The organism is Allobosea sp. FW305-C-101 (assembly GCF_058783685.1).
Genome location: NZ_JBYSYT010000002.1, coordinates 438,029 through 456,592 on the forward strand (window position 1 = coordinate 438,029; position 18,564 = coordinate 456,592).

The following is an 18,564-nucleotide window of genomic DNA, read 5'->3' on the forward strand; positions in this document are numbered from 1 at the left end:
ATGCGGAGCACCTGATGGCCGAGGCCGCCTTTTTCGTCGATCCAGATTATCCCGTCCCCGGGCACGGCAAGACCTGGCTCGCGACGACGCGCGACGGTGCTGCCTTGCGCTTCGCCAGCTGGCGCCCGACCGTGAAGCCGGTGCGCGGCACCATCGTCGTCGTGCAGGGCCGGGCCGAGTTCATCGAGCGCTACAGCGAGACCGTCGCGGAGCTGCGCCGCCGAGGCTTCCATGTGCTGGCCTTCGACTGGCGTGGCCAGGGCGGCTCACAGCGTTTCGTCCGGCGCACGCGCAAGGGCCATGTCGGGCGCCTACGCCACTACGAGGCCGATCTCGCACTGGCGATGGCCGAGATGCAGGCGAAGCTGCCCCCGCCCTATTTCGTCCTCGCCCATTCGATGGGTGCCGCGCTGTGCCTCGACGCCGCCCGATCGAATGCCCTGCCGGTCGCCCGCATGGTCGCGCTCGCGCCGATGCTGGGCATCGCGATGATCGCGCATCCCGGCCGGGCAAAAATCCTGGCGAGCATGCTCTACTGGCTCGGCCTCGGCCGCGCCTTCGTGCCGGGCGGCGGCGATACCGCGATCGCGACGAAACCCTTCGAGGGCAATCGCCTGACCAGCGACCCCGCGCGCTATGCCCGCAACAGCGCGCTCTCGGCTGCGGCGCGCGAACTCAGCATCGGCGATCCCACCATCGCCTGGATCAGGACAGCCTTCCGCCTGATGGCGCGCCTCGGCACGCCCTCGGCCGCGCTCGAAGTGAAGGTGCCGACCCTGATCATCGCGGCGGGCCGCGACCCGGTCGTCTCGACGCCCGCGATCGAGCGCTTCGCGGCGCGGCTCAAGACCGGCTCGGCGCTGGTCCTGCCGACAGCGCGCCACGAGATCCTGATGGAGAACGACGCGATCCGCGCCCAGTTCTGGGCAGCCTTCGACGCCTTCATCCCCGGCGAGGACCAGTCCCTCGCCGACTCACCCGGCGAGCAGGGCCATGGCAGCCTCATGCAGCGCCTTGTTGCCGGCCGCGAGGATGCGCCCGCCCCCGGCAGCGCTGCCACCGTCCCATGAGGTGACGATGCCGCCGGCGCCCTCGATGATCGGGATCAGCGCGACGATGTCGTAAGGCTTGAGGCCGCTCTCGATCACGAGATCGACATGGCCGGCCGCGAGCATGCAATAGGCGTAGCAGTCGCAGCCATAGCGCGAGAGCCGGACCTCCTTCTCGACGCGGGCGAAGGCCTTCGCTTCCGCGCCCTTGAACAGGGCGGGCGTCGTCGTCATCAGCGTCGCGGTGGCGAGATCGGTGGTCGGGCGCGTCCGCAGCTTCTTCGGCCCGCCCGGTCCCTCATAGCGCGCCTCGCGCCCGTCGCCGGAATAGCGCTCGCCCGAGAAGGGCTGGTGCATCATCCCGTAGACCGGCACGCCGTTGCGCGTCAGCCCGATCAGTGTCCCCCAGACCGGGATGCCCGAGATGAAGGCGCGCGTACCGTCGATCGGATCGAGCACCCAGACATATTCCGCATCGGTGTTCTCGCTGCCGAATTCCTCGCCGAGCACCCCATGGACCGGGAACTGCCGCTTGATCATGTGGCGCATCACCGATTCGCCGGCGCGGTCACCCTCGGTCACGGGGTCGAACACCCCGCCCCGCGACTTGTCCTCCGTCGCATGCAGCGCGCGGAAGAAGGGCAGGATCGCCCGGCCCGACTGCGTCGCCAGATCCGCGACGAAGGCGCCGAAATCGACTGCGCTCATGAATAGGCACTCCATTTTGCTGCTTCGCAGCATCGACTCCGCGGATGGACCACTGAAGCTGAGGCTCGGACGCGGAAATATCCGAAAAACCCCGGCTTTTCGTTACGGCATCATGCGCCTATCGCATAACGCCATTGATTTCGCTGATTTTAGTTGCGTTTTGCAGCGCACTCTCATATTGTGCACTGCGAAGGGGAGATCACCTCAAACCTTCATTGCCCTCCTTGGGCGTTTCCTCCCTAGACTTGGGCCGCCACGCAAGTGTGCGGCCCTTTTTTCTTGGAAGTAGCCCCTGCCGCTACTCGGCTGCCTCGCGCCATTCGTCGAGCCAGCCGCTCCAGCGCGCGAAGCAATCCGCCATCACCGCCGCCATCGCCTGCTCGACTTCGCCGAAGCCCGCATGGGGCTCCAGCGTCGCCTCGTTCATGTAGAGCGCGCGGTTCACCTCGATCTGCAGCGCATGCACGCCGGCAGCCGGTGCGCCGTAATGCTCGGTGATGAAACCGCCGGCATAGGGCCGGTTGCGGGTGACGCTGAAGCCCAGCCGCGTGAAGGCCTGCTCGGCGATGTCGATGATGTAGCCGGAAGCGCTGGTGCCGAAGCGGTCGCCGAGGATGATGTCGGATTTCGCCAGCCCGTCGCGGTCGAGCCCCGCCGAGGGCATCGAATGCGCGTCGACGAGGATGCAGGTGCCGAACACGCCTTGCGTGCGCTGAACAAGGCTGCGCAGGCCGGCATGGTAGGGCCGGTACAGCCCGTCGATGCGGGCGAGCCCTTCCTGGACCGGAATCCGGCCGAAATAGATCTCCTGCCCGTCGCCGACGATCCGGGGGATGGTGCCGAGCCCGCCGGCCACACGCATCGAGCGGGTATTGGCGAAGGGTGGCACGCGGCCCTCGAACATGCGCGGATCGAGTTCGTAGGGCTCGCGGTTGACGTCGAGATAGGCGCGCGGAAACTCGGCAACCAGCAGCGGCGCGCCGAGCGCGACGCTCTGCGCGAAGAGCCGGTCGACATAGGCGTCCTCCGAGCGCCGGAGGCTGCGCAAGGGCAGGCGCGCCGCCTCGACGAAGCCGCGCGGATAGCAGCGCCCGGCATGCGGCACGTCGACCACCACCGGCACGACCTGGAGCGCCGGCTGGTACAGGCTGAACGGCCGCTCGATCTCGGCGACGACGTCGTCCGGCGCGGGCGGAAATGGGGTTGAGGACAGGCTCATCTCGCGATGACTGAAGCACACAAACCGGGGCGGTTGAAGCGATGTCGCAAACCTGCGGAAATTCGGCGTCGGATTCACGCCTTGTTTACCATGATGTTGCCTTATGGAGAGACATGGTTCCAACTGTGCGGCCGGGTGAGTACCCAACCGTTCCAGGCCCGGCCGCGAGTCGGGGCGCCAGACGTTTAGAAACACAGGCCTCAGGGACGACAGATCAGGCCCATGACGAAGATACTGCTCGCCGAAGACGACAACGATATGCGTCGCTTCCTGGTCAAGGCCCTGCAGAATGCGGGCTACGACGTCGCCTCCTTCGATAACGGCCTGTCGGCCTATAACCGCCTGCGCGAGGAGCCTTTCGAGCTCCTGCTGACGGATATCGTCATGCCTGAGATGGACGGCATCGAGCTGGCGCGCCGCGCCACCGAGCTCGACCCGGACATCAAGGTGATGTTCATCACCGGCTTCGCCGCCGTGGCGCTGAACCCCGATTCGCAGACGCCCAAGGATGCGAAGGTGCTCTCCAAACCCTTCCACCTGCGCGAGCTCGTCAACGAGGTCGAGAAGCTGCTGGCGGCCTGAGCGGCCTTTCGGCATCGCGCGAATGCGGATGCCAACAGCCTCGTGAGAATTTATGCGGCAAACGCCTTGCCACCCGCAAAGCGAGCCGCTATAGCCCCCTCACCTCGCAGCGTGATCGCGGCCCACACGGCCCGGACACGCTTCCGGAAGCCACCTCACGGCGGCGACGGGCGCGTAGCTCAGCGGGAGAGCACTACGTTGACATCGTAGGGGTCACAGGTTCGATCCCTGTCGCGCCCACCATATTCTTCCTTGTTTTGCAAGGACTTACGGCCACCCTCCGGGGTGGCCGTTTTGCTTTGGGAACGAAACTGGCAACGAAACGAACGCCGAAAGCCGGGCGATACGCGCGCGCCCTTCCGTCTCTCCAGACCGCATCGAGGTCGCACGGCGCGACCTCAGAACGGAGAGACACAATGATCGACATAGGCACCCTCACCCCGAACCGCGACGGCTTCATCGGCATCCTGAAAACGCTCGCGATCAACGCCGAGCTCGAACTGGTCCCCTTGGAGAGCGACCATGAACGAGGCCCGGATTTCCGCGTGATGCACCTCGGCCGCGAGGTCGGCGGCGCCTGGCGTCGGCAGTCCAAGATCGGCACGGCCTTCATCACGATGACGATTGCAGACCCCTCGTTGCCCTGCACGATCCGGGCCTGCATCTTCCAACCCCGCAAAGCCAAATCCACCGAGCGGCCACTCTGCTGGGATCGCTCCGAAAGCTCCGGCGACTGACCTCCGAACGGCACGCCGCCTCCCCCGGCGGGCGCGCGGGTTGCCGAAGCTGCCTGGCGAGGCCATCGTCACATACTGCTCACTTTGATGCGAAAGTGATCAACGCTGCTCGCCAGCACCTCGAGCCCGCCGCGCTTGAACATGGCTGCGGTCAGCGCAGGTTCTCAGTTTAGCCACCGCGTCGATCGGCGGACGGGAGCGCCTCCGCCGGTCAACAGATGCGGTGGATCAAGAAACAGTCGGCGTGGGGGCCTCGTTAGACCTCGGTCGCATGGTTCCGGAGGCGACCAACGGGTAAGCAGTAAGCGGACTGATCAAGCAGTGGGAAGAGTAAATTGGCATTATCTGCAGACGTCATGGAGCTTGTAGGCATTTTGAACGCGGAAGGGTTCGCGGTCTTGGCCGGCGAGCTTATGAGCGAGATTGGATCCGGCAGGGAACAACCTGGTCATGGCGCTGCCGTCTTTGCTCAAGATTTCCATGCGAGAGAGGTCGGCGATCAGCCACCAAGCCGATACCCGATCGAAGAGTCGCACCAGTTGGGATATGCGATCGACCTTTTGCAGCTTCGTCTGGTGGAGCCCGTCCTGCGTTTGGCAGAGGCCGAAAAGATAGCTGGCCAGATACAGGCCGCCCCCCCCCCGGATAGCACGGCGCACGTTCCTGCGATCCAGATCGAATTCGTACCTGTTCTAGAAGTGGATCCGCCTCGAATGGGACGTCTAGTTGATCCAGGCGAGCGAACTGACGCAATTAAGCTACAGAGAATTCTGACCCGGATCGCGGACGAGGCACGCTGAAGATGGCGCTCGATCCCGCGCTGGTGACGGAACTGCGCCAAATTCTTGCTCGCTTCCGAGCTTCCCACGGTATCTCGGCCGTTCCAACCGGCGCGGGCAAGGCGCTTGAAGCGTGGCTTCTGATGCGTCTGGCAATCAAGGCCCGCATGTCAGGCCGTTGGAACGTCACATTGCGACGCGCAGACGAGACTGCCTTGCCTAACGGGGCGCCGTTCGTCCTCCCAACGAGCCAATCAGGCATCCTAGCATCGAGCCCATCAGGGCCGTGCCATGTTCGTTTGGAGCGGGTGCGGGACAGTCTTCAATTGGAACTGCATGGCAGCCTTCAATGGAAAGGGCGAAGCGGCACGACGCATGAATGCGACGTGTCCGTGCTGCCGCAGTCGATCGCCGGCGCCTTACGAAGACACGGTGGCGGCCCGCCTAGAGGCCTGCCTGTCGCGGCTTATGAATGCAAAGATCGAACTAGCGCCGGTCAAACTGATGAGATGAGGCAAACGCTTGCGCGGTTGTTTGATTTGGCGCTCGTGACCCGTCCCCAGTCAGGGGTCAGCTGCCGGGTATTCGAGAATGCTTCGGGTGGATCGTCGTGGGGAGCTTGGAGCTCCACATACCGGTCATTCTTCGAAAAGGGCGCATTCGGCGTAGTGAGAGTCGGCGGGTTTTCCAGCGGCGCCGAGAGCCTTGGCGGGCATTATCACATCGAGAGGAACGGCGATGTGTACGGTCGGCCAGCCACGATCATTGAGATCGAAACGCGCTGGATGGGGCTTCTCAACGACATAGACCGGCTGTTGTAAGCAGTCCCCCCATCTCCGATCGCTGACCAGCGATCGAGTTTCCATTCTGGCGAGCTGGAGATCCCAGCCTCGCGTTGAGCCGCTCTTCTTGGATTTTACCTGCGCTCGTTGCGTTCAAGGGGAACAAGACATGGAACCCGAAGCGAGGCTTGCAGCGCCCGTCGGCCTAACTCGTAAAGAGCTTTACGAGCGAGTTTGGACTACGCCGATCAACCACTTGGCCGAAGATTTCGGCATGAACCACTACCAGCTCGCTCGCACAGCGAGGCGCGGATGGCCGTCTTCCACTTCATCGAAGGCTTCTACAACCCGTCACGCCGCCATTCGGCGCTGGGCTACCTCTCGCCCATCGAATACGAAAGGAAGCATCATGAGCTGACTTGACCCGCCCAAGCCGTGCACAGTCCACGGAAACGGGTCAACTCCACCGTTACTAACGCCAAAGAGGGTAGGGCACTCTGAAGTCCGACGATGTTTCTGACATGCTCATTCCGAGCGCTCGAGCATCTTTGCGGAAGCGCTTATGGTGTGGGGTGCTGCCGCTCATTCGCAACGGGTCCCGACGCCGTTGAATGTTGCGACGGTGTCGATGAGATGCTGTTCCGCAATCCCACTACTGGCAGGTTGCAGCTTTGCATGCCGCGAAACTGACGATTTGGACGTTATGGGCTGCTAGAGATTTGCGGAGGTTGACTTATAGTCATCTTGGCAAACTCGAGGGGAAAGAAGCTTATGACTCTGTGGCCGCTTTGGGTATCATTAGCTTTGGTGTTCATTTTGGGCCTGTTGCCCGTTTTCATACCAACGTGGAGAGTTGATCCATGGGGAGGAATTTCGGCCGCCGCCACTTTGATTACGGCTGGAGCGGCGATTTCCATCCCGCTGATCATTGACTCTAACGCTCGCGCTACTCGTACACTTGATCAATTGAATGATCTCGATCGAAAATTAGTCGAGGCATTGACCATTAAACAGAAGATTGATGCACAAAATAGTAAAATCAAACCTGAAACATTCGATCCGATATACATAAAAAGTGACCCTACGATCCAAGGCGCAGTTTATCGTATACTAAATGATTACGAATATGTGTGCCTCGGATCGAACAAGGGCTTATTCATTAGTGATGTAGTGAAGGCTTTACGGTGGGATGCACTGGCGTCTACATGGTTGGATTACCGGAAATTCATTGATCAGCATCGACAACAAGACGTTGATCGGCAGGGGCAGGCGTGGACGGAGTGCGATAAATGGCTAAAAGCGAATCCCCACCCCACCATTAAGTAGCTCCGGAAATCACTTAGCCATGGACTAGAGGGAGTTTTGACCAGCTCGCCGTTCACCGCGGCGACCGCCGCTCGACATGATCTGCCAGTCCCGCTTCGCGCCTGCGGCGGCCGGATAGAGCGTGCCTTGGCCGTAGCGCTGATTGGGGACATCCGGCGCGCCTATCAGCGCCGCCCGCTTTTCCCGGTCGACCCCGACCAACAGGCTCCGCATGGGTCATTGCAACAGATCGGTGAGGAGAACCGGCGTTTTCACGCTCGCCTCGCGAGATTGCCGCGCTAGCGGATCGGCTGGCTCGCCATCGTGCGATCGGAATCCGGCGTCGACCTTGCTGACCGCGTCCCCAGGATGTTGAGCAGATGGCGCGTCGATTGTGCGAGACAGTCGAGCCGAGTCACCAGCAAGGTGTCGCCAGCGGTCGGTTTTCGCGCCGCTGGCGGCTTCATGGAACACCGTCTCCGCGCCGCCGACCGACGCCCGCATCTACAGAGGTGGCAAACTCTCCATTATTGCATCTGTCCTCGCTGCGGACTCAACGCGTTCCAACGTGTTAATGGATACGTGAGGCCATCTCGCCCTGCCCGGATGCCCGTCCGGACGATTAATGAAATCCAAGATAACATTCTGAACGTATTGCAAAAAATATCGCAAGGCTCCGGTTTTAGAATCCTCTATCTCATAGATAAAAAACGTAGAATTCATTGCAGTAGTATCGGCTTGCCGAGTAATAAACGGCGTGTTTCCAATACTAGGATTAATCACTCTATTGATGCCGGAATGATCAGTAGTTGAATCCACCTCCAGTGTTGTTATTCGTTTGATCGTGCCTATGTTTTTTAGAACATCCTCTAGAGTTTGTCTCAATAATCGTGTTGTATTAACTGGCTCAAAACCGATAAATCCATTAATTGCAGGATTGCCCTTGAATGGGTTTTCATGGAAAAATCTATATGGAGCAAAATAGTCTATTAAAATTAGGCCTGTATTTGGATTTTTTATTGGATCCAGAGCGCGCTCACCGGGGTCAGATCCACCGCCGACCACTACACCGTTTGTTCGTGGAATAAACGATCCTCTTTTTTGCGAATCGGTGAGCGTATCCCACTCTGTTGTACTGGCCGATCCAACAGCAATGAAACTATTGCCATGAGGAATGCTTCCCATACGCGCTACAGACAATTCGGCGCCGGACTCATGAGAAATATTTTGATCTGTCATAAAAATCCATAGGCCTGGTTCATGGTGTATCCCATGGCCGTTAAATTTCTCCGATATGTCGGTCTTGCCTAAGGTCGATTCAGGCAAACCTCTGGCGCTCACAAGATAGGAGTCTTCATGCGACACTTGAGTAATAATTTGGCTGTAGCTTAAAGCAACGGCGGTCTGATCGGTCTGCTTTGTTGTACCGTCTGGCAGCCGTTCTCCGGTTCCTCTGTTTGGCACGCCAACATCGGCGACAATAAAATTCAATACCTCGTCATATTGATTCATCAGAAGTCGGTATCCATTTTCGGATTTCCCAAAAGGGAGGGAAATCATATTGAACCCATGCCCCTTAAGTTCTTGCGTATTTTTCCATGTTCCCGGTAGCCAACGCAGTGGCCCAAGGCGTGGATCGTCCTTATCAGCAAGATATATTTGCCGACCAGCAACCTTCATTTCTTCAATCAGATTTTGGTCTAACGCCATTGAAACCCCCCATTGAAACGTTTATCTGATGCAATGATAGATGAGCATTCCCTTGAGGTATCCGCAAGTAGACAATTCCGGAGATTGCGTTCGCTACTGATAAGCGCCGGTTCGACGCTGGCGCTGTTTGCCTGAGCCTCGTCGAACCGCTGCAGCAAGGGTCTGCTGGGTAGTAGGCTCCTCGCGTCGGCCGGCCCTCTGCCTCGCGGCTCTCGTCTCGTGCGGGCTGCGCTGAGTCTCGCCTCTAAGACACACTCAAGTCAGCACCCGCTCGACCTCGTCCAGAGTGATGTCGTCGGCGCGGCGATCATAGAGCTGGGTCGTGCGGGTTTCCTAGCGATCGCCGAGATGCCCATCCCTGCCGCAAGATCGGCACGTGCATCCTGCTTCTGCTCATCGCTAAGAGCCGAGGCTCTGCCGAGGGTCTTTCCTTCGGACTTGGCGCGCTTGAGGCCGGATTGTGTCCGCCCGATCAGCAGATCCCGCTCGAACTGCGAAAATCCGAAAATTTGATGGCAGCCGTCAGATCTAGTTGCATTTGTCGCAGCACGGGCTCAACCTAGCCGCTATTACAAGAGATTTGTTTAAGGGGGAGCCAATGACGAAAACAGGCCTTCTAGCGCTTGTCATTACCGCTGCTTCCGCAACGCTCATTCAGGCGCAGCCCCTACCTGATTGGAAATCAACTCCATGGGTTGAGCCTCAAGACTCAACTCACGGGATGTTTTTTCCGGATGAATATGCGTGGCGCCTATTCGTAGCGCTTAATTGGCCAGCAGCCACAAACAAATGTGAGCCTGATACTCAGAAGAAAATTGGCGATAAGGGGCTAACTGTATGGGAGTCTTGGCCTCTTAAAACGGATGTATTTCTTGCTAACGCAATCCAACCACAAACATTTGACAGTATTTGCCAGTCGACAAAATCTAAAGTTCTCCAAGTTTCTGCGCAAAATACAGCCATAAAAAACGAAGTCCTTAATGCAACGGTTATGGCGGCGGCTAAAGCAAAAAATCCAGAATTTAAGCCAATGTTCCTGCCTCCCGTTGGGGAAGTCTCAAGCAATGCTGATGAAGAAGTTCGAATGAATAAGTCAACATTTGAATTCATCAGAGATAAAAAACTCTATGATTTAAACGTTCAGCAGAAGATGGCCTCTGATGGCGCCATAATTGAGTTTCCTAGATCATCTAAAGAGGTAAAAGCTCATTGGATCGAGTTAAAAGACATTGCCGACCATAATAGATACTATACTGGTGTAGTTGATGGGAGGACGTATGGATTGGTTGCGCTCCACATAACTACGAAGGATATTCCGAGATGGTTCTGGGCGACGTTCGAGCATGTTGATAACGAGAAAAGATGGCCGGCTGCAAAACCATTGGAATTTGCTGGGTGGCAGGTTCGGCCCGTGGACAAATTCGCATGTGCGCAGAAAGCCGACGATTGTAACCTTTTGCCTCAGGGTATTGGGTTGGAGGGTACAAAATTTGCGAACTATCGGCTGAAGGCAACTCAAGTAGATTGGGTGAATGCGCTAGGTGATCCGACAGTAGTCGTAAATTCAAAAATTGAGAGCGCCTTCATGCAGCAGAAAAGTTCTTGCATGTCTTGCCACGCACTTGCGCTTATAGGCGATAAAGGGCAACCAATGCCCTTCGATATATTCACGACGGAATCGGATAGTGACGGACGGGTGGCAAACTTTATTGGTGTTGTCAGTAAGAAGGATTACGTAGTACGCAAGGATAGCGGTGCGGAGGCAGCTGCAAAATTCATGCAGTTAGATTTTGTGTGGTCGTTGCGTAATGCAAGGCGGGGGCCATAGGTATGGTAAAGAATCGCACGGCTTCTTTGGAGAACCTAGTATCCTTTGAGAGGGACATAAGGGTTCTATTTAGGAATAGAGATATATTAGCAATGAAAAATTTTGGAGGGTTCGACCTTTCAAAATACGCGGACGTTGTGGCGCACGCGGAAGGTATACGTGACAAGCTGAAGTCCGGAGAGATGCCGTGCGATGGAGCATGGAGCGCGGACAAGGTCGCGCTTTTTGAAAAATGGATTGAGCAAAAAATGAACCCTTGAAGGCATGGCCTGCCCCGATTGAGTGGTCCGGTTTCAATCTAATGCATGGTCGGCTTTGCGGCCATGTTTGACGACGACACGATAGCAGCCGGGGCTGGCGGCTTGTAGCCGAGCGAGGAGTGCGGGCGCCTGGTGTTGTAGTGCTGGCGCCAGCTCTCGATGACGGTCTTCGCCTCGGCGAGGCTGTAGAAGATCTCACCGTCCAGAAGCTCGTCACGGAGCTTCGCGTTGAAGCTCTCGCAATAGCCATTTTCCCACGGCGAGCCCGGCTCGATGAAGGCCGTCCTCGCTCCGACGGCTGCGATCCAGTCCCTAACCGCTTTGGCGACGAACTCCGGGCCATTGTCTGAACGCACATGACCCGGCACGCCACGCAGGATGAAGAGATCCGAGAGGACGTCGATGACATCGGTCGACCTGAGCCGCCGATCGATGCGGATCGCCAAGCATTCCCGGGTGAACTCGTCGATCACGTTCAGCATGCGGAACTTCCGGCCGTTGTGGGTGCGGTCCTCGACAAAGTCATAGGACCAGACGTGGTTGGGATGTTCTGGCCGCAGCCGCACGCAAGAACCGTCGCTCAGCCAGAGGCGCCCTTTCTTCGGCTGCCACCGAGGCACTTTGAGCCCTTCTCGCCGCCAAATCCGCTCGACGCGCTTGACGTTCACTGCCCAGCCGGCGGCATGCAGCAACGCTGTGATCCGCCGATAGCCGTAGCGCCCATACTGGGTGGCGAGCTCAACAATGTCGGCCGTTAAGACCGCCTCGTCGGCTCGACCCAGCGGCTGCTTGCGCTGCGTCGAACGATGCTGCCCCAGGACCCGGCACGCCAGTCGCTCCGAAACCCGGAGCTTCACCACGACATGCTCCACACAGCGGCGACGCCGGGCGGGGCTCAGAAGTTTCCCCGAGCAGCCTCGGCCAGGATCAGCTTCTCAAGCGTCAGGTCAGAAACGGCCTTTCGCAGACGCTCGTTCTCCTTCTCCAGGTCCTTCAAGCGCTTCACCTGATCGCTCTTCAGGCCGCCGAACTCCTTGCGCCAACGATAATAGGTGAAGGCCGTCACCCCGATCATACGGATCGCCTCGGCAACCGGCCGGCCCTGCGACAACAACACGTCGACTTGCCTCAGCTTCGCGACGATCTCTTCAGGCTTATGCTTCTTCTGCGCCATAGCGGCATCCTCCAAGGCTCGAAAGCCTACTTCACAGAGGACCACTTTTCAGGGGGCAGGCCACTCGGCGACCTCGATCGGTTCGAAGCCGCCCGGCGGGATAGCCTCTGGCTGCGAGATCTGCGCGACTGGCAGAACAAGGGGAGCGGGGCGACCCGCCGCGCATCCGTATCCATCCAGTCGTGGTTAGCGGCGCTTATGATGACTACAATTGGCAGGTGCTGAAAGCGCGCTGGCTGGAACTACAGGCCCAGCTTCACGGCGATGTGCTACCGCATCTGGCGGGTCGCCCCGCTGCCACGCCCGAAAAACAGGAACTGGTCGAACGCATCCTGCGCGCCACGCCTAACTTTGCTCCGCCCGGCATCGGCGGAGCATACGAAGCTTGTTCGACGGCCATGCCCAGTGGTGTAACTCAGAGCGGATGACCAAGTGATCCCGTGGATGTTGCATCGCGAACGTGCGCCTTTTTCGCTGGAACGCGATCTTCCCCCCTTATCGGTCCGCAGTGCCCTGCGAGCCCTTTGTTCGCTCTAAAGTTTTGTTACCATCCAAAAGCAGAGCATCGCAGATCATTTTAACGGTGGCCTGCTCAAGCCGAAGAACGAGCCGGCTCTGGCGCAGTTGTGCGCCAAGGCGAGCGTGAAGGGCTGATACTTTCTCGTCAGCCAGATTTGGTCCTACTTGGCGCGCGAACTGCTTTTTAGTCTCTGAGCGATCTCTAAAGCAATAACAGTCGAGACGGACCTATCGGTGATCGTCGAATACGGACGAGCTTCCTGGCTCTGCTGCGAAGCAGGGGCTGGCTGGGTCGCTGGAACGCGGCACCGATCTCGCCATTCCCTCAGATGGCGACGCGTCACCAAGATACGATGGCCATGGCGCTCAGGTCGCAACTCGTTCCGCCGAATGGCGCCACGCAGTTCTAGCACGCTGAATGTCGGACCCAGGGCTCCAAGAAGTTCTGGAGCCCAAACGGCGAAATCAAGCGGCATGAGGGCATCCTCAGTGGCATCTCGCGCAACATCGGCGCGTCCCTCGGATAAATCAATCACATCTACGATCAGCTGGAATGTACGATTTGGAGTCGGCATGCGAACATGCTCCGCCAGACATTTCACGCTGTCCAGTGATGTAGCAGGATGTTCCGTGGATCATGATCTTCTCCCGTGGGAAGCATGAGCTCAACGTCATGCCGACGCTGTCCGAAGCCGGAGAGCTTCCCCGCGGCTACATCGCCGAGACCTACTTCGGCATCCAGCATGAAACCGTGGTGCGCCAGGACGCAGAGCGTCACGCTTGCAGGCTTGAGCTCGGCTTCGTCACCCCGGGCGAGCGGTGGCAGCCGACCACTACCACCGCGGCCCGAAGCGCCCAGACCGTCGCCGCCGAGGGATCGAGGGAACGCGACCTGGTCGATGCGGCCGTCACCGGCGTGTCGGCGATCGACGACTGGCCGGTGGACGGGCCGGAATTCTAAGCCTTCTTCTTCGGGATCTTTATGCCCGTCGATTTCGCTGTCGGCATCGGCTTGGCTTTGCCGGCTGCGGTTGCAGCGTTGCCTGAGGAAGCCTTTGCAACGGACGAAGCTGCTACCGGGGATCGCCGCCACGGAGGCGACTTCTTCGGGGCGTCGTGCTTCTCGAATTGGATCGTGTACTTATCGATCTTCATCTGATGCACGTTGATGTAGAGCGCGTGCATTCGCTGAATGACCTCGCCGACTTGAGGCTGCTTCATTCGCGAGCCGATGTAGACGTTCGTGACGACCCGACCTGACTTGTAGGGGATCGGACCGCTTTCCGTTGCGAGAAGGCGCCACTCGCGCTCGACCGACCATCGTAGCGTTTTCGCTGAAAGGGCCATTCGCGCCTTGTCGACAATGTCCTCGTCCTGCGTCGAACTAAGCATCGGCGGGGATTCGCTGTACTGCATCCTCACAATCGCATGCTTTTCATCGAGATTATTAGAAAGCCTGCCGAGAGAATACTCGATGCAAATCCCCTCAAATTTGCCGCCGTAGTGAGCCCACATCGGCTCGGATAGATTAGACTCAGATAGAGACGCGATCCCGATAGAGTCTATCTTATTTTTGATCTGCACGATGTCGCGTCGATACCGAGAAAGAGCCTGATAGATCTTGCTCTCGCTGTGCGAACCTTCCATCGGATCGTTCATGTCTTTGATCAAGGGACAGTAGATGTAGTTCTGCTCGATCGCCTTGAGCTCGTCGTCGAGCGAGACCGTCTCCAGGCTGCGATATCGGTATAGGCTCAGCGGCGTCGCGTAGGTAGCAATCCCGGCCAAATCGTCCCCCCGCGCATCTTCCTCGGCTTTGCTCTTCGATAGAGCAAATAATCTTGAGCACGTCGACTGGATCGGGGCGACGGGCGGCCTGGGACGATGCGATTCATGACGCATCGCACCCCACCCACGACGCCAGCGACCGAGGTCGGCATCATTGGTGTCCCCAGCGCATTAACCTTCGATCGGATCCAGATTGACTGCAGCGCTACGGTCATGGGATTCTCTAACCCATGGATTCCAAATTCGTTTTCGACCTGGGAACGGTTGACCTGTCCGACGGGCACGCGGCCATTGCAACGCTCGCCGGTGACGACGCCCCGATGCCGCTGGAGACCGCTGCATGGGCCCCGGAGCTCGCACTCGCCGGGCCGCTGGGTTATCCGGCCGTCAGCGTGCTCGACCTTCGCGGCGCGATCCGCCGCGGCGACCTGAGGCCCGAGCGGCACGGGCACGGAATCCTGGTCAGCCGTCGACAGTTGAAAGAGTGGAGAGAACGTTGCCGCGTCCCCGTAAACCCGCCCGCCTCTGGTTCGAGGAAGGCCGAGGCGTCTGGTGCATCCTCGACGCCGGCAAGAAGCACCGACTCGACGGCGTTGGCCTTGCAGATCGCGCAGAGGCTGAAAAGCGCCTCGCGCGCTACGTAATCGAGCGGGATCGCCGCGAAGCCGAGACGCAGCGCATCGTCCCGGACGCCGAGGACGACAGCAACAGCGATCCCCGGCTCGTCGACGTGGCGACCGCCCTCGCGTTCTACATGCAAGCGAAGGAGGGCACGACGAACGCGGGCTTGATCGCGATCCACGTGATGCACCTGCTGCGCTTCTGGAGCGGCAAGCGGCTGTCGCATATCAAGGGTCAGACGTGCCGCGACTACGTTACCCGCCGCACGGCCGAGGGACACCGCGCGCCCGGCGCGAAGAAGGCCAAGCCGGTGTCGCCGGCGACCGCCAGGCGCGAGCTCGAAACCCTCAGCGCCGCGATCGGCGTATGGCACGGGGAATTCACGCTCACGGCGCGCCCTAAGGTCACGCTGCCGGAGAAGAGCCAGCCGCACCCCGATTGGCTGACCGAAAGCGAATACGCCCGCCTGCTACGGACAATCCGCGGCGAGCGCTGGATCGCGTCCGATCTCGGCACGAGGGAGCCCATCTGGGTCCGCGTCGACGACGGGCAGTGGCACCTAGAGCGCTTCGCCGAAATCGGCTTCTCGACGGGCACGCGCAGCGCGGCGATCCTCGCGCTCGGCTGGGAGAAAGCGTTGATGAACGGCTTCGTCGACTTCGGCGCCACGACACTCCACCGCGCTGGGCCGCTGGAGCCGAAGACCCGCAAGAGGCAGCCGCCGTGCCGCATCCCGGATTCGCTCCTTCCGAAGCTCGCCGCGTGGCGCGAGGCCGACCGTGCCGAAAAGGCGAAGGCCGAGGCCGCCGGCGAAAACTGGACCGACCGGATCATTCGGTATCGCGGCACGGAGATCGACCGGATCGACCAAGCGTTCGGCGAGGCCGCCCGGGCGGCATGCCTTGATCGCCGCGAGATCGATAGCGCGCTACGCGTCGGCAATCCGGACCCCGCCGACGACCTCGGTTGGCCGACGCCGCACGTGCTCCGGCACACCCGCGCGACGCTCTTGCCTCGCGCGGGCGTCTCTCCCCACGACGCCGGCGAGTTCCTCGGCATGAGCGTCAAAATGGTCTTGGAGACCTACGGCCATCACCACGTCGAGTATCAGCGGCACGCGGCGTCCATAGCGTGAACGTGGGAATGGAATGGGTAGGAAATGGGAATGAAACGCCGTGAACGACCATGAACGGCGAACAATCGCTGGAAAGCTAGGTATTTGACGGATCGAAAGAACGCCTTACAGGCAAAAGGTCGCGGGTTCGATCCAGTTACGTTGACATCGTAGGGGTCACAGGTTCGATCCCTGTCGCGCCCACCATTTGATGCCCTTGCAATACAGGGACAAAAGGCCGCCTCACCGGGCGGCCTTTTTTGCTTTTCGGACCGTTCAATCCGCCTCGCTCGGCGCGAGCTGGCGCACGAAGCGGCGCAGCAACCCCTCGAAGGCCGAGAGCGCCGGCGAGGCCGAGCGGCCGCCGGGGCGAATCATCACGATGTCCCGCGCGATCGACGGCTCGGTCAGCGGCCGCACCAGCACCGATTCCGGCGCCACCGCCCGCGCATAGGTCGGCAGCACGGCAATGCCGAGCCCGGCTTCGACCAGCGCCAGCGCGGTCGTGATCTGCGTCACCTCATAGGCCGGCTTCAGCGTGATCTCGGCGGTCTCGTAGCCGACCTCGGCGAGCAGGCGGATGCCGCTGTCGCGGGTCAGTGTGACCAGTGGCTCGTCGGCGAGGTCGCGCCAGGCCACGGAATCCTGGGCGGCGAAGCGGCTGCCGCGCCCGCAGAACAGCATCAGGCTGTCGCGGGCGAGCGTCGTGCGCTCGATCGTGTCGTCGAGCGCCGGGAAGGTGCCGACGCCGCAATCGGCCTTGCCGAAGCGCACGGCTTCGACGACGAGGTCGTTGCGCGCATCGATGATCGCGACCTGCAGGCCGGGGTATTTCTGCTGCAGCGCCACGATCGTCGGCGGCATGATCACGGCCGCGAGCAGCGGCGGCACGGCAACCACGATCCGCCCGCGCCGGCGCTCTGCCAGGCCATTGGCGTTCAGCACGGCGGTGTCGAGGTCCTGCACGATCTTCAGCGCAGCCCCATGGAACTCGCGTCCGCCCTCGGTCAGCTCGACCCGGCGCGTCGTGCGGTCGAGCACGCGGATACCGAGTTCCCGCTCCAGATCGCGCACCAGCTGGGACAGAGCCGGCTGCGCCATGTTCAGGCGCTCGGCCGCCTTGGTGAAGGTGCCCTGCTCGGTCACGGCCAGGAAGGCCTGGATCTGGCGCAGCGTGATCGCCATCGATGCCTCGATTTATAAGGATAGCTTCCAAATTCATACGAATGTTACGAGTTGCCGTATACCCCGGCTCTCATGCCATCATCCCTCATCGCCCGACGTATAGGTCGGGCTGCCTGGGAGAGGTTGTCGGGCAAGGGCATTTCGGGTGAGAGCGCGGACCAGTCGCGCTTCACGAATGCCGCTTACGCCCGAGCCGCTCCGGAATGCGGGAGCAGGCCTGATGAAATACGCCAAGAAGGACGCCAAGGCCTATGCCCGCGCCCATATGAAGGGCATCTGGGCGGCCGCGCTCACGCCCTTCACCGATACCCTCGCGATCGACGAGGATGGTTTCAGGCAGAACATCCGCCACTGGCTTGGCGATCTCGGGATCGACGGCCTGTTCATCGCCGGCAAGCAGGGCGAGTTCTTCTCGATGTCGATCGAGGAGCGCAAACGTAATTTCGAGCTGGCTGTCGAGGCCTCGGCCGGCCGCGGCCAGACCATCATGTCCTGCTCCGACCAGAACATGGACGTCGTCATCGATCTGGCGAAGCACGCCCAGAAGGTCGGCGCCGACTACATCGTCGTGCACGCGCCGATCCTGCATTTCTTCAAGGCGCAGGACGAGACGCTCTACGAGTACTACCGCACCATCGCCGAGAAGGTCGATATCGGCATCGCGCTCTGGAGCCACCCCGATTCCGGCTACCTGATGAGCCCGCAGTTCTGCAACCGGCTCGCCGATATCGAGAACGTCGTCGCGATCAAGTACAGCGTGCCGCGCCCGATGTATGCCGAACTCACGCGGCTGGCCTCCGACCGCATCCTGGTCAGCACGGCCTCCGAGGAGGAATGGCTCGACAACATCCTCGAGCTCGGCTGGCAGCTCTATCTCTGCTCCTCGCCGCCCTACCTGATCCAGACGGCGAACGACCGGCGCATGCGCGAATACACCGACCTCGCCTTCCGCGGCGAGGCCGAGAAGGCCCGCGCCATCCGCGACAGCCTGGACCCGGTGCGCGAGGCGCTGCGCGGCACGCGCCCGGCCGAGAAGCCGCATGCGCACCAGAAATACTGGCAGGAATTGCTCGGGCAGGTCGGCGGACGCGTCCGGCCGCCGATGCTGGAGCTAACCGAGGCCGAGAAGGCCGCGACGCGCGCCGCCTTCGAAGCCTGCGGCCTGGGCAAGGCGCCGCTGGCGAAGGCTGGCTGATCGATTTCA

Annotated in this window: 17 protein-coding genes, 1 tRNA gene and 2 pseudogenes; 12 read left to right on the forward strand and 8 right to left on the reverse strand. The window is 60.4% G+C overall.

Translation table 11 applies throughout. The features are described 5' to 3' along the window. The first annotated feature begins 14 nt into the window (after nucleotides 1-14). On the forward strand, nucleotides 15-1,070 hold the full coding sequence (locus AC3WMA_RS09605; RefSeq protein WP_492285155.1) for an alpha/beta fold hydrolase: 1,056 nt from the start codon (nucleotides 15-17) through the stop codon (nucleotides 1,068-1,070). Here the strand turns inward: AC3WMA_RS09605 and hisN are convergent. Together hisN and AC3WMA_RS09615 are read right to left on the reverse strand one after the other, a co-directional pair. After that, the gene (gene hisN / locus AC3WMA_RS09610) at nucleotides 975-1,757 is read right to left on the reverse strand and encodes a histidinol-phosphatase (protein ID WP_492285156.1); all 783 of its coding nucleotides are present in this window, start codon (nucleotides 1,755-1,757) and stop codon (nucleotides 975-977) included. The genes AC3WMA_RS09605 and hisN overlap by 96 nt on opposite strands. 298 nt (nucleotides 1,758-2,055) lie before the next feature. Then, nucleotides 2,056-2,976 (reverse strand): N-formylglutamate amidohydrolase, encoded by a 921-nt coding sequence (locus AC3WMA_RS09615; protein ID WP_492285157.1) that lies wholly within the window; start codon nucleotides 2,974-2,976, stop codon nucleotides 2,056-2,058. A gap of 222 nt (nucleotides 2,977-3,198) precedes the next feature. Here AC3WMA_RS09615 and cpdR point away from each other — a divergent pair, with 222 nt between their 5' ends. The 7 genes and pseudogenes from cpdR to AC3WMA_RS09650 all read left to right on the forward strand — a co-directional run bounded on the left by cpdR (nucleotide 3,199) and on the right by AC3WMA_RS09650 (nucleotide 7,182). Beyond that, nucleotides 3,199-3,558, forward strand: a complete 360-nt coding sequence (gene cpdR, locus AC3WMA_RS09620; RefSeq protein WP_038363805.1) for a cell cycle two-component system response regulator CpdR — start codon at nucleotides 3,199-3,201, stop codon at nucleotides 3,556-3,558. Between the two features lie 168 nt (nucleotides 3,559-3,726). Continuing rightward, a tRNA-Val gene (locus AC3WMA_RS09625) sits at nucleotides 3,727-3,801 on the forward strand. Nucleotides 3,802-3,974: 173 nt separating this feature from the next. After that, the gene (locus AC3WMA_RS09630; protein ID WP_492285158.1) at nucleotides 3,975-4,295 is read left to right on the forward strand and encodes a DUF736 domain-containing protein; all 321 of its coding nucleotides are present in this window, start codon (nucleotides 3,975-3,977) and stop codon (nucleotides 4,293-4,295) included. A gap of 335 nt (nucleotides 4,296-4,630) precedes the next feature. Then, entirely contained in the window at nucleotides 4,631-5,095 is a 465-nt protein-coding gene (locus AC3WMA_RS09635; protein WP_492285159.1) for a hypothetical protein, read from the forward strand. A gap of 2 nt (nucleotides 5,096-5,097) precedes the next feature. Continuing rightward, nucleotides 5,098-5,895 (forward strand): hypothetical protein, encoded by a 798-nt coding sequence (locus tag AC3WMA_RS09640; protein WP_492285160.1) that lies wholly within the window; start codon nucleotides 5,098-5,100, stop codon nucleotides 5,893-5,895. 255 nt (nucleotides 5,896-6,150) lie between these two features. Further along, nucleotides 6,151-6,279 (forward strand): annotated as a pseudogene (locus AC3WMA_RS09645) (IS3-like element IS1953 family transposase); the annotation flags it as partial. A gap of 348 nt (nucleotides 6,280-6,627) precedes the next feature. Continuing rightward, nucleotides 6,628-7,182 (forward strand): DUF4760 domain-containing protein, encoded by a 555-nt coding sequence (locus AC3WMA_RS09650; RefSeq protein ID WP_492285161.1) that lies wholly within the window; start codon nucleotides 6,628-6,630, stop codon nucleotides 7,180-7,182. Nucleotides 7,183-7,206: 24 nt separating this feature from the next. Here AC3WMA_RS09650 and AC3WMA_RS09655 read toward each other — a convergent pair whose 3' ends face one another. From AC3WMA_RS09655 to AC3WMA_RS09665, 3 genes and pseudogenes are all read right to left on the reverse strand, one after another. Continuing rightward, a complete protein-coding gene (locus AC3WMA_RS09655; RefSeq protein ID WP_492285162.1) occupies nucleotides 7,207-7,395 on the reverse strand; it encodes a DUF4113 domain-containing protein in 189 nt (62 codons plus the stop codon). A 270-nt stretch (nucleotides 7,396-7,665) separates the two neighbouring features. Further along, nucleotides 7,666-8,871: a heme-binding protein gene (locus tag AC3WMA_RS09660; protein ID WP_492285163.1), complete on the reverse strand. Its 1,206-nt coding sequence runs from the start codon at nucleotides 8,869-8,871 to the stop codon at nucleotides 7,666-7,668. Nucleotides 8,872-9,131: 260 nt separating this feature from the next. Next, a pseudogene (locus AC3WMA_RS09665) lies at nucleotides 9,132-9,368 on the reverse strand (hypothetical protein); the annotation flags it as partial. A gap of 101 nt (nucleotides 9,369-9,469) precedes the next feature. On the opposite strand from AC3WMA_RS09665, the gene AC3WMA_RS09670 reads away from it, so the two are divergent. Continuing rightward, a complete protein-coding gene (locus AC3WMA_RS09670; RefSeq protein WP_492285164.1) occupies nucleotides 9,470-10,699 on the forward strand; it encodes a hypothetical protein in 1,230 nt (409 codons plus the stop codon). A 298-nt stretch (nucleotides 10,700-10,997) separates the two neighbouring features. On the opposite strand, the gene AC3WMA_RS09675 is transcribed toward AC3WMA_RS09670, so the two are convergent. Beyond that, nucleotides 10,998-12,133 (reverse strand): IS3 family transposase gene (locus AC3WMA_RS09675; RefSeq protein ID WP_492285165.1). Its coding sequence is split into 2 segments (ribosomal slippage): nucleotides 10,998-11,872 and nucleotides 11,872-12,133, totalling 1,137 coding nucleotides; the frame shifts between segments, so codons are not numbered across the junction. Nucleotides 12,134-13,289: 1,156 nt separating this feature from the next. On the opposite strand from AC3WMA_RS09675, the gene AC3WMA_RS09680 reads away from it, so the two are divergent. Beyond that, nucleotides 13,290-13,613 carry a hypothetical protein gene (locus tag AC3WMA_RS09680; protein ID WP_492285166.1) on the forward strand — a complete coding sequence of 108 codons (324 nt, stop codon included), beginning with the start codon at nucleotides 13,290-13,292 and terminating at the stop codon, nucleotides 13,611-13,613. Here AC3WMA_RS09680 and AC3WMA_RS09685 read toward each other — a convergent pair. Then, nucleotides 13,610-14,554, reverse strand: coding sequence for a DUF2971 domain-containing protein (locus tag AC3WMA_RS09685; RefSeq protein WP_492285167.1), 945 nt, complete (start codon nucleotides 14,552-14,554; stop codon nucleotides 13,610-13,612). The genes AC3WMA_RS09680 and AC3WMA_RS09685 overlap by 4 nt on opposite strands. 382 nt (nucleotides 14,555-14,936) lie before the next feature. Here AC3WMA_RS09685 and AC3WMA_RS09690 point away from each other — a divergent pair, with 382 nt between their 5' ends. Continuing rightward, nucleotides 14,937-16,196 carry a site-specific integrase gene (locus AC3WMA_RS09690; protein WP_492285168.1) on the forward strand — a complete coding sequence of 420 codons (1,260 nt, stop codon included), beginning with the start codon at nucleotides 14,937-14,939 and terminating at the stop codon, nucleotides 16,194-16,196. A gap of 255 nt (nucleotides 16,197-16,451) precedes the next feature. On the opposite strand, the gene AC3WMA_RS09695 is transcribed toward AC3WMA_RS09690, so the two are convergent. Then, nucleotides 16,452-17,360 (reverse strand): LysR family transcriptional regulator, encoded by a 909-nt coding sequence (locus tag AC3WMA_RS09695; RefSeq protein WP_492285169.1) that lies wholly within the window; start codon nucleotides 17,358-17,360, stop codon nucleotides 16,452-16,454. A 220-nt stretch (nucleotides 17,361-17,580) separates the two neighbouring features. On the opposite strand from AC3WMA_RS09695, the gene AC3WMA_RS09700 reads away from it, so the two are divergent. Further along, on the forward strand, nucleotides 17,581-18,555 hold the full coding sequence (locus tag AC3WMA_RS09700) for a dihydrodipicolinate synthase family protein (protein WP_492285170.1): 975 nt from the start codon (nucleotides 17,581-17,583) through the stop codon (nucleotides 18,553-18,555). Nucleotides 18,556-18,564 lie beyond the last annotated feature (9 nt).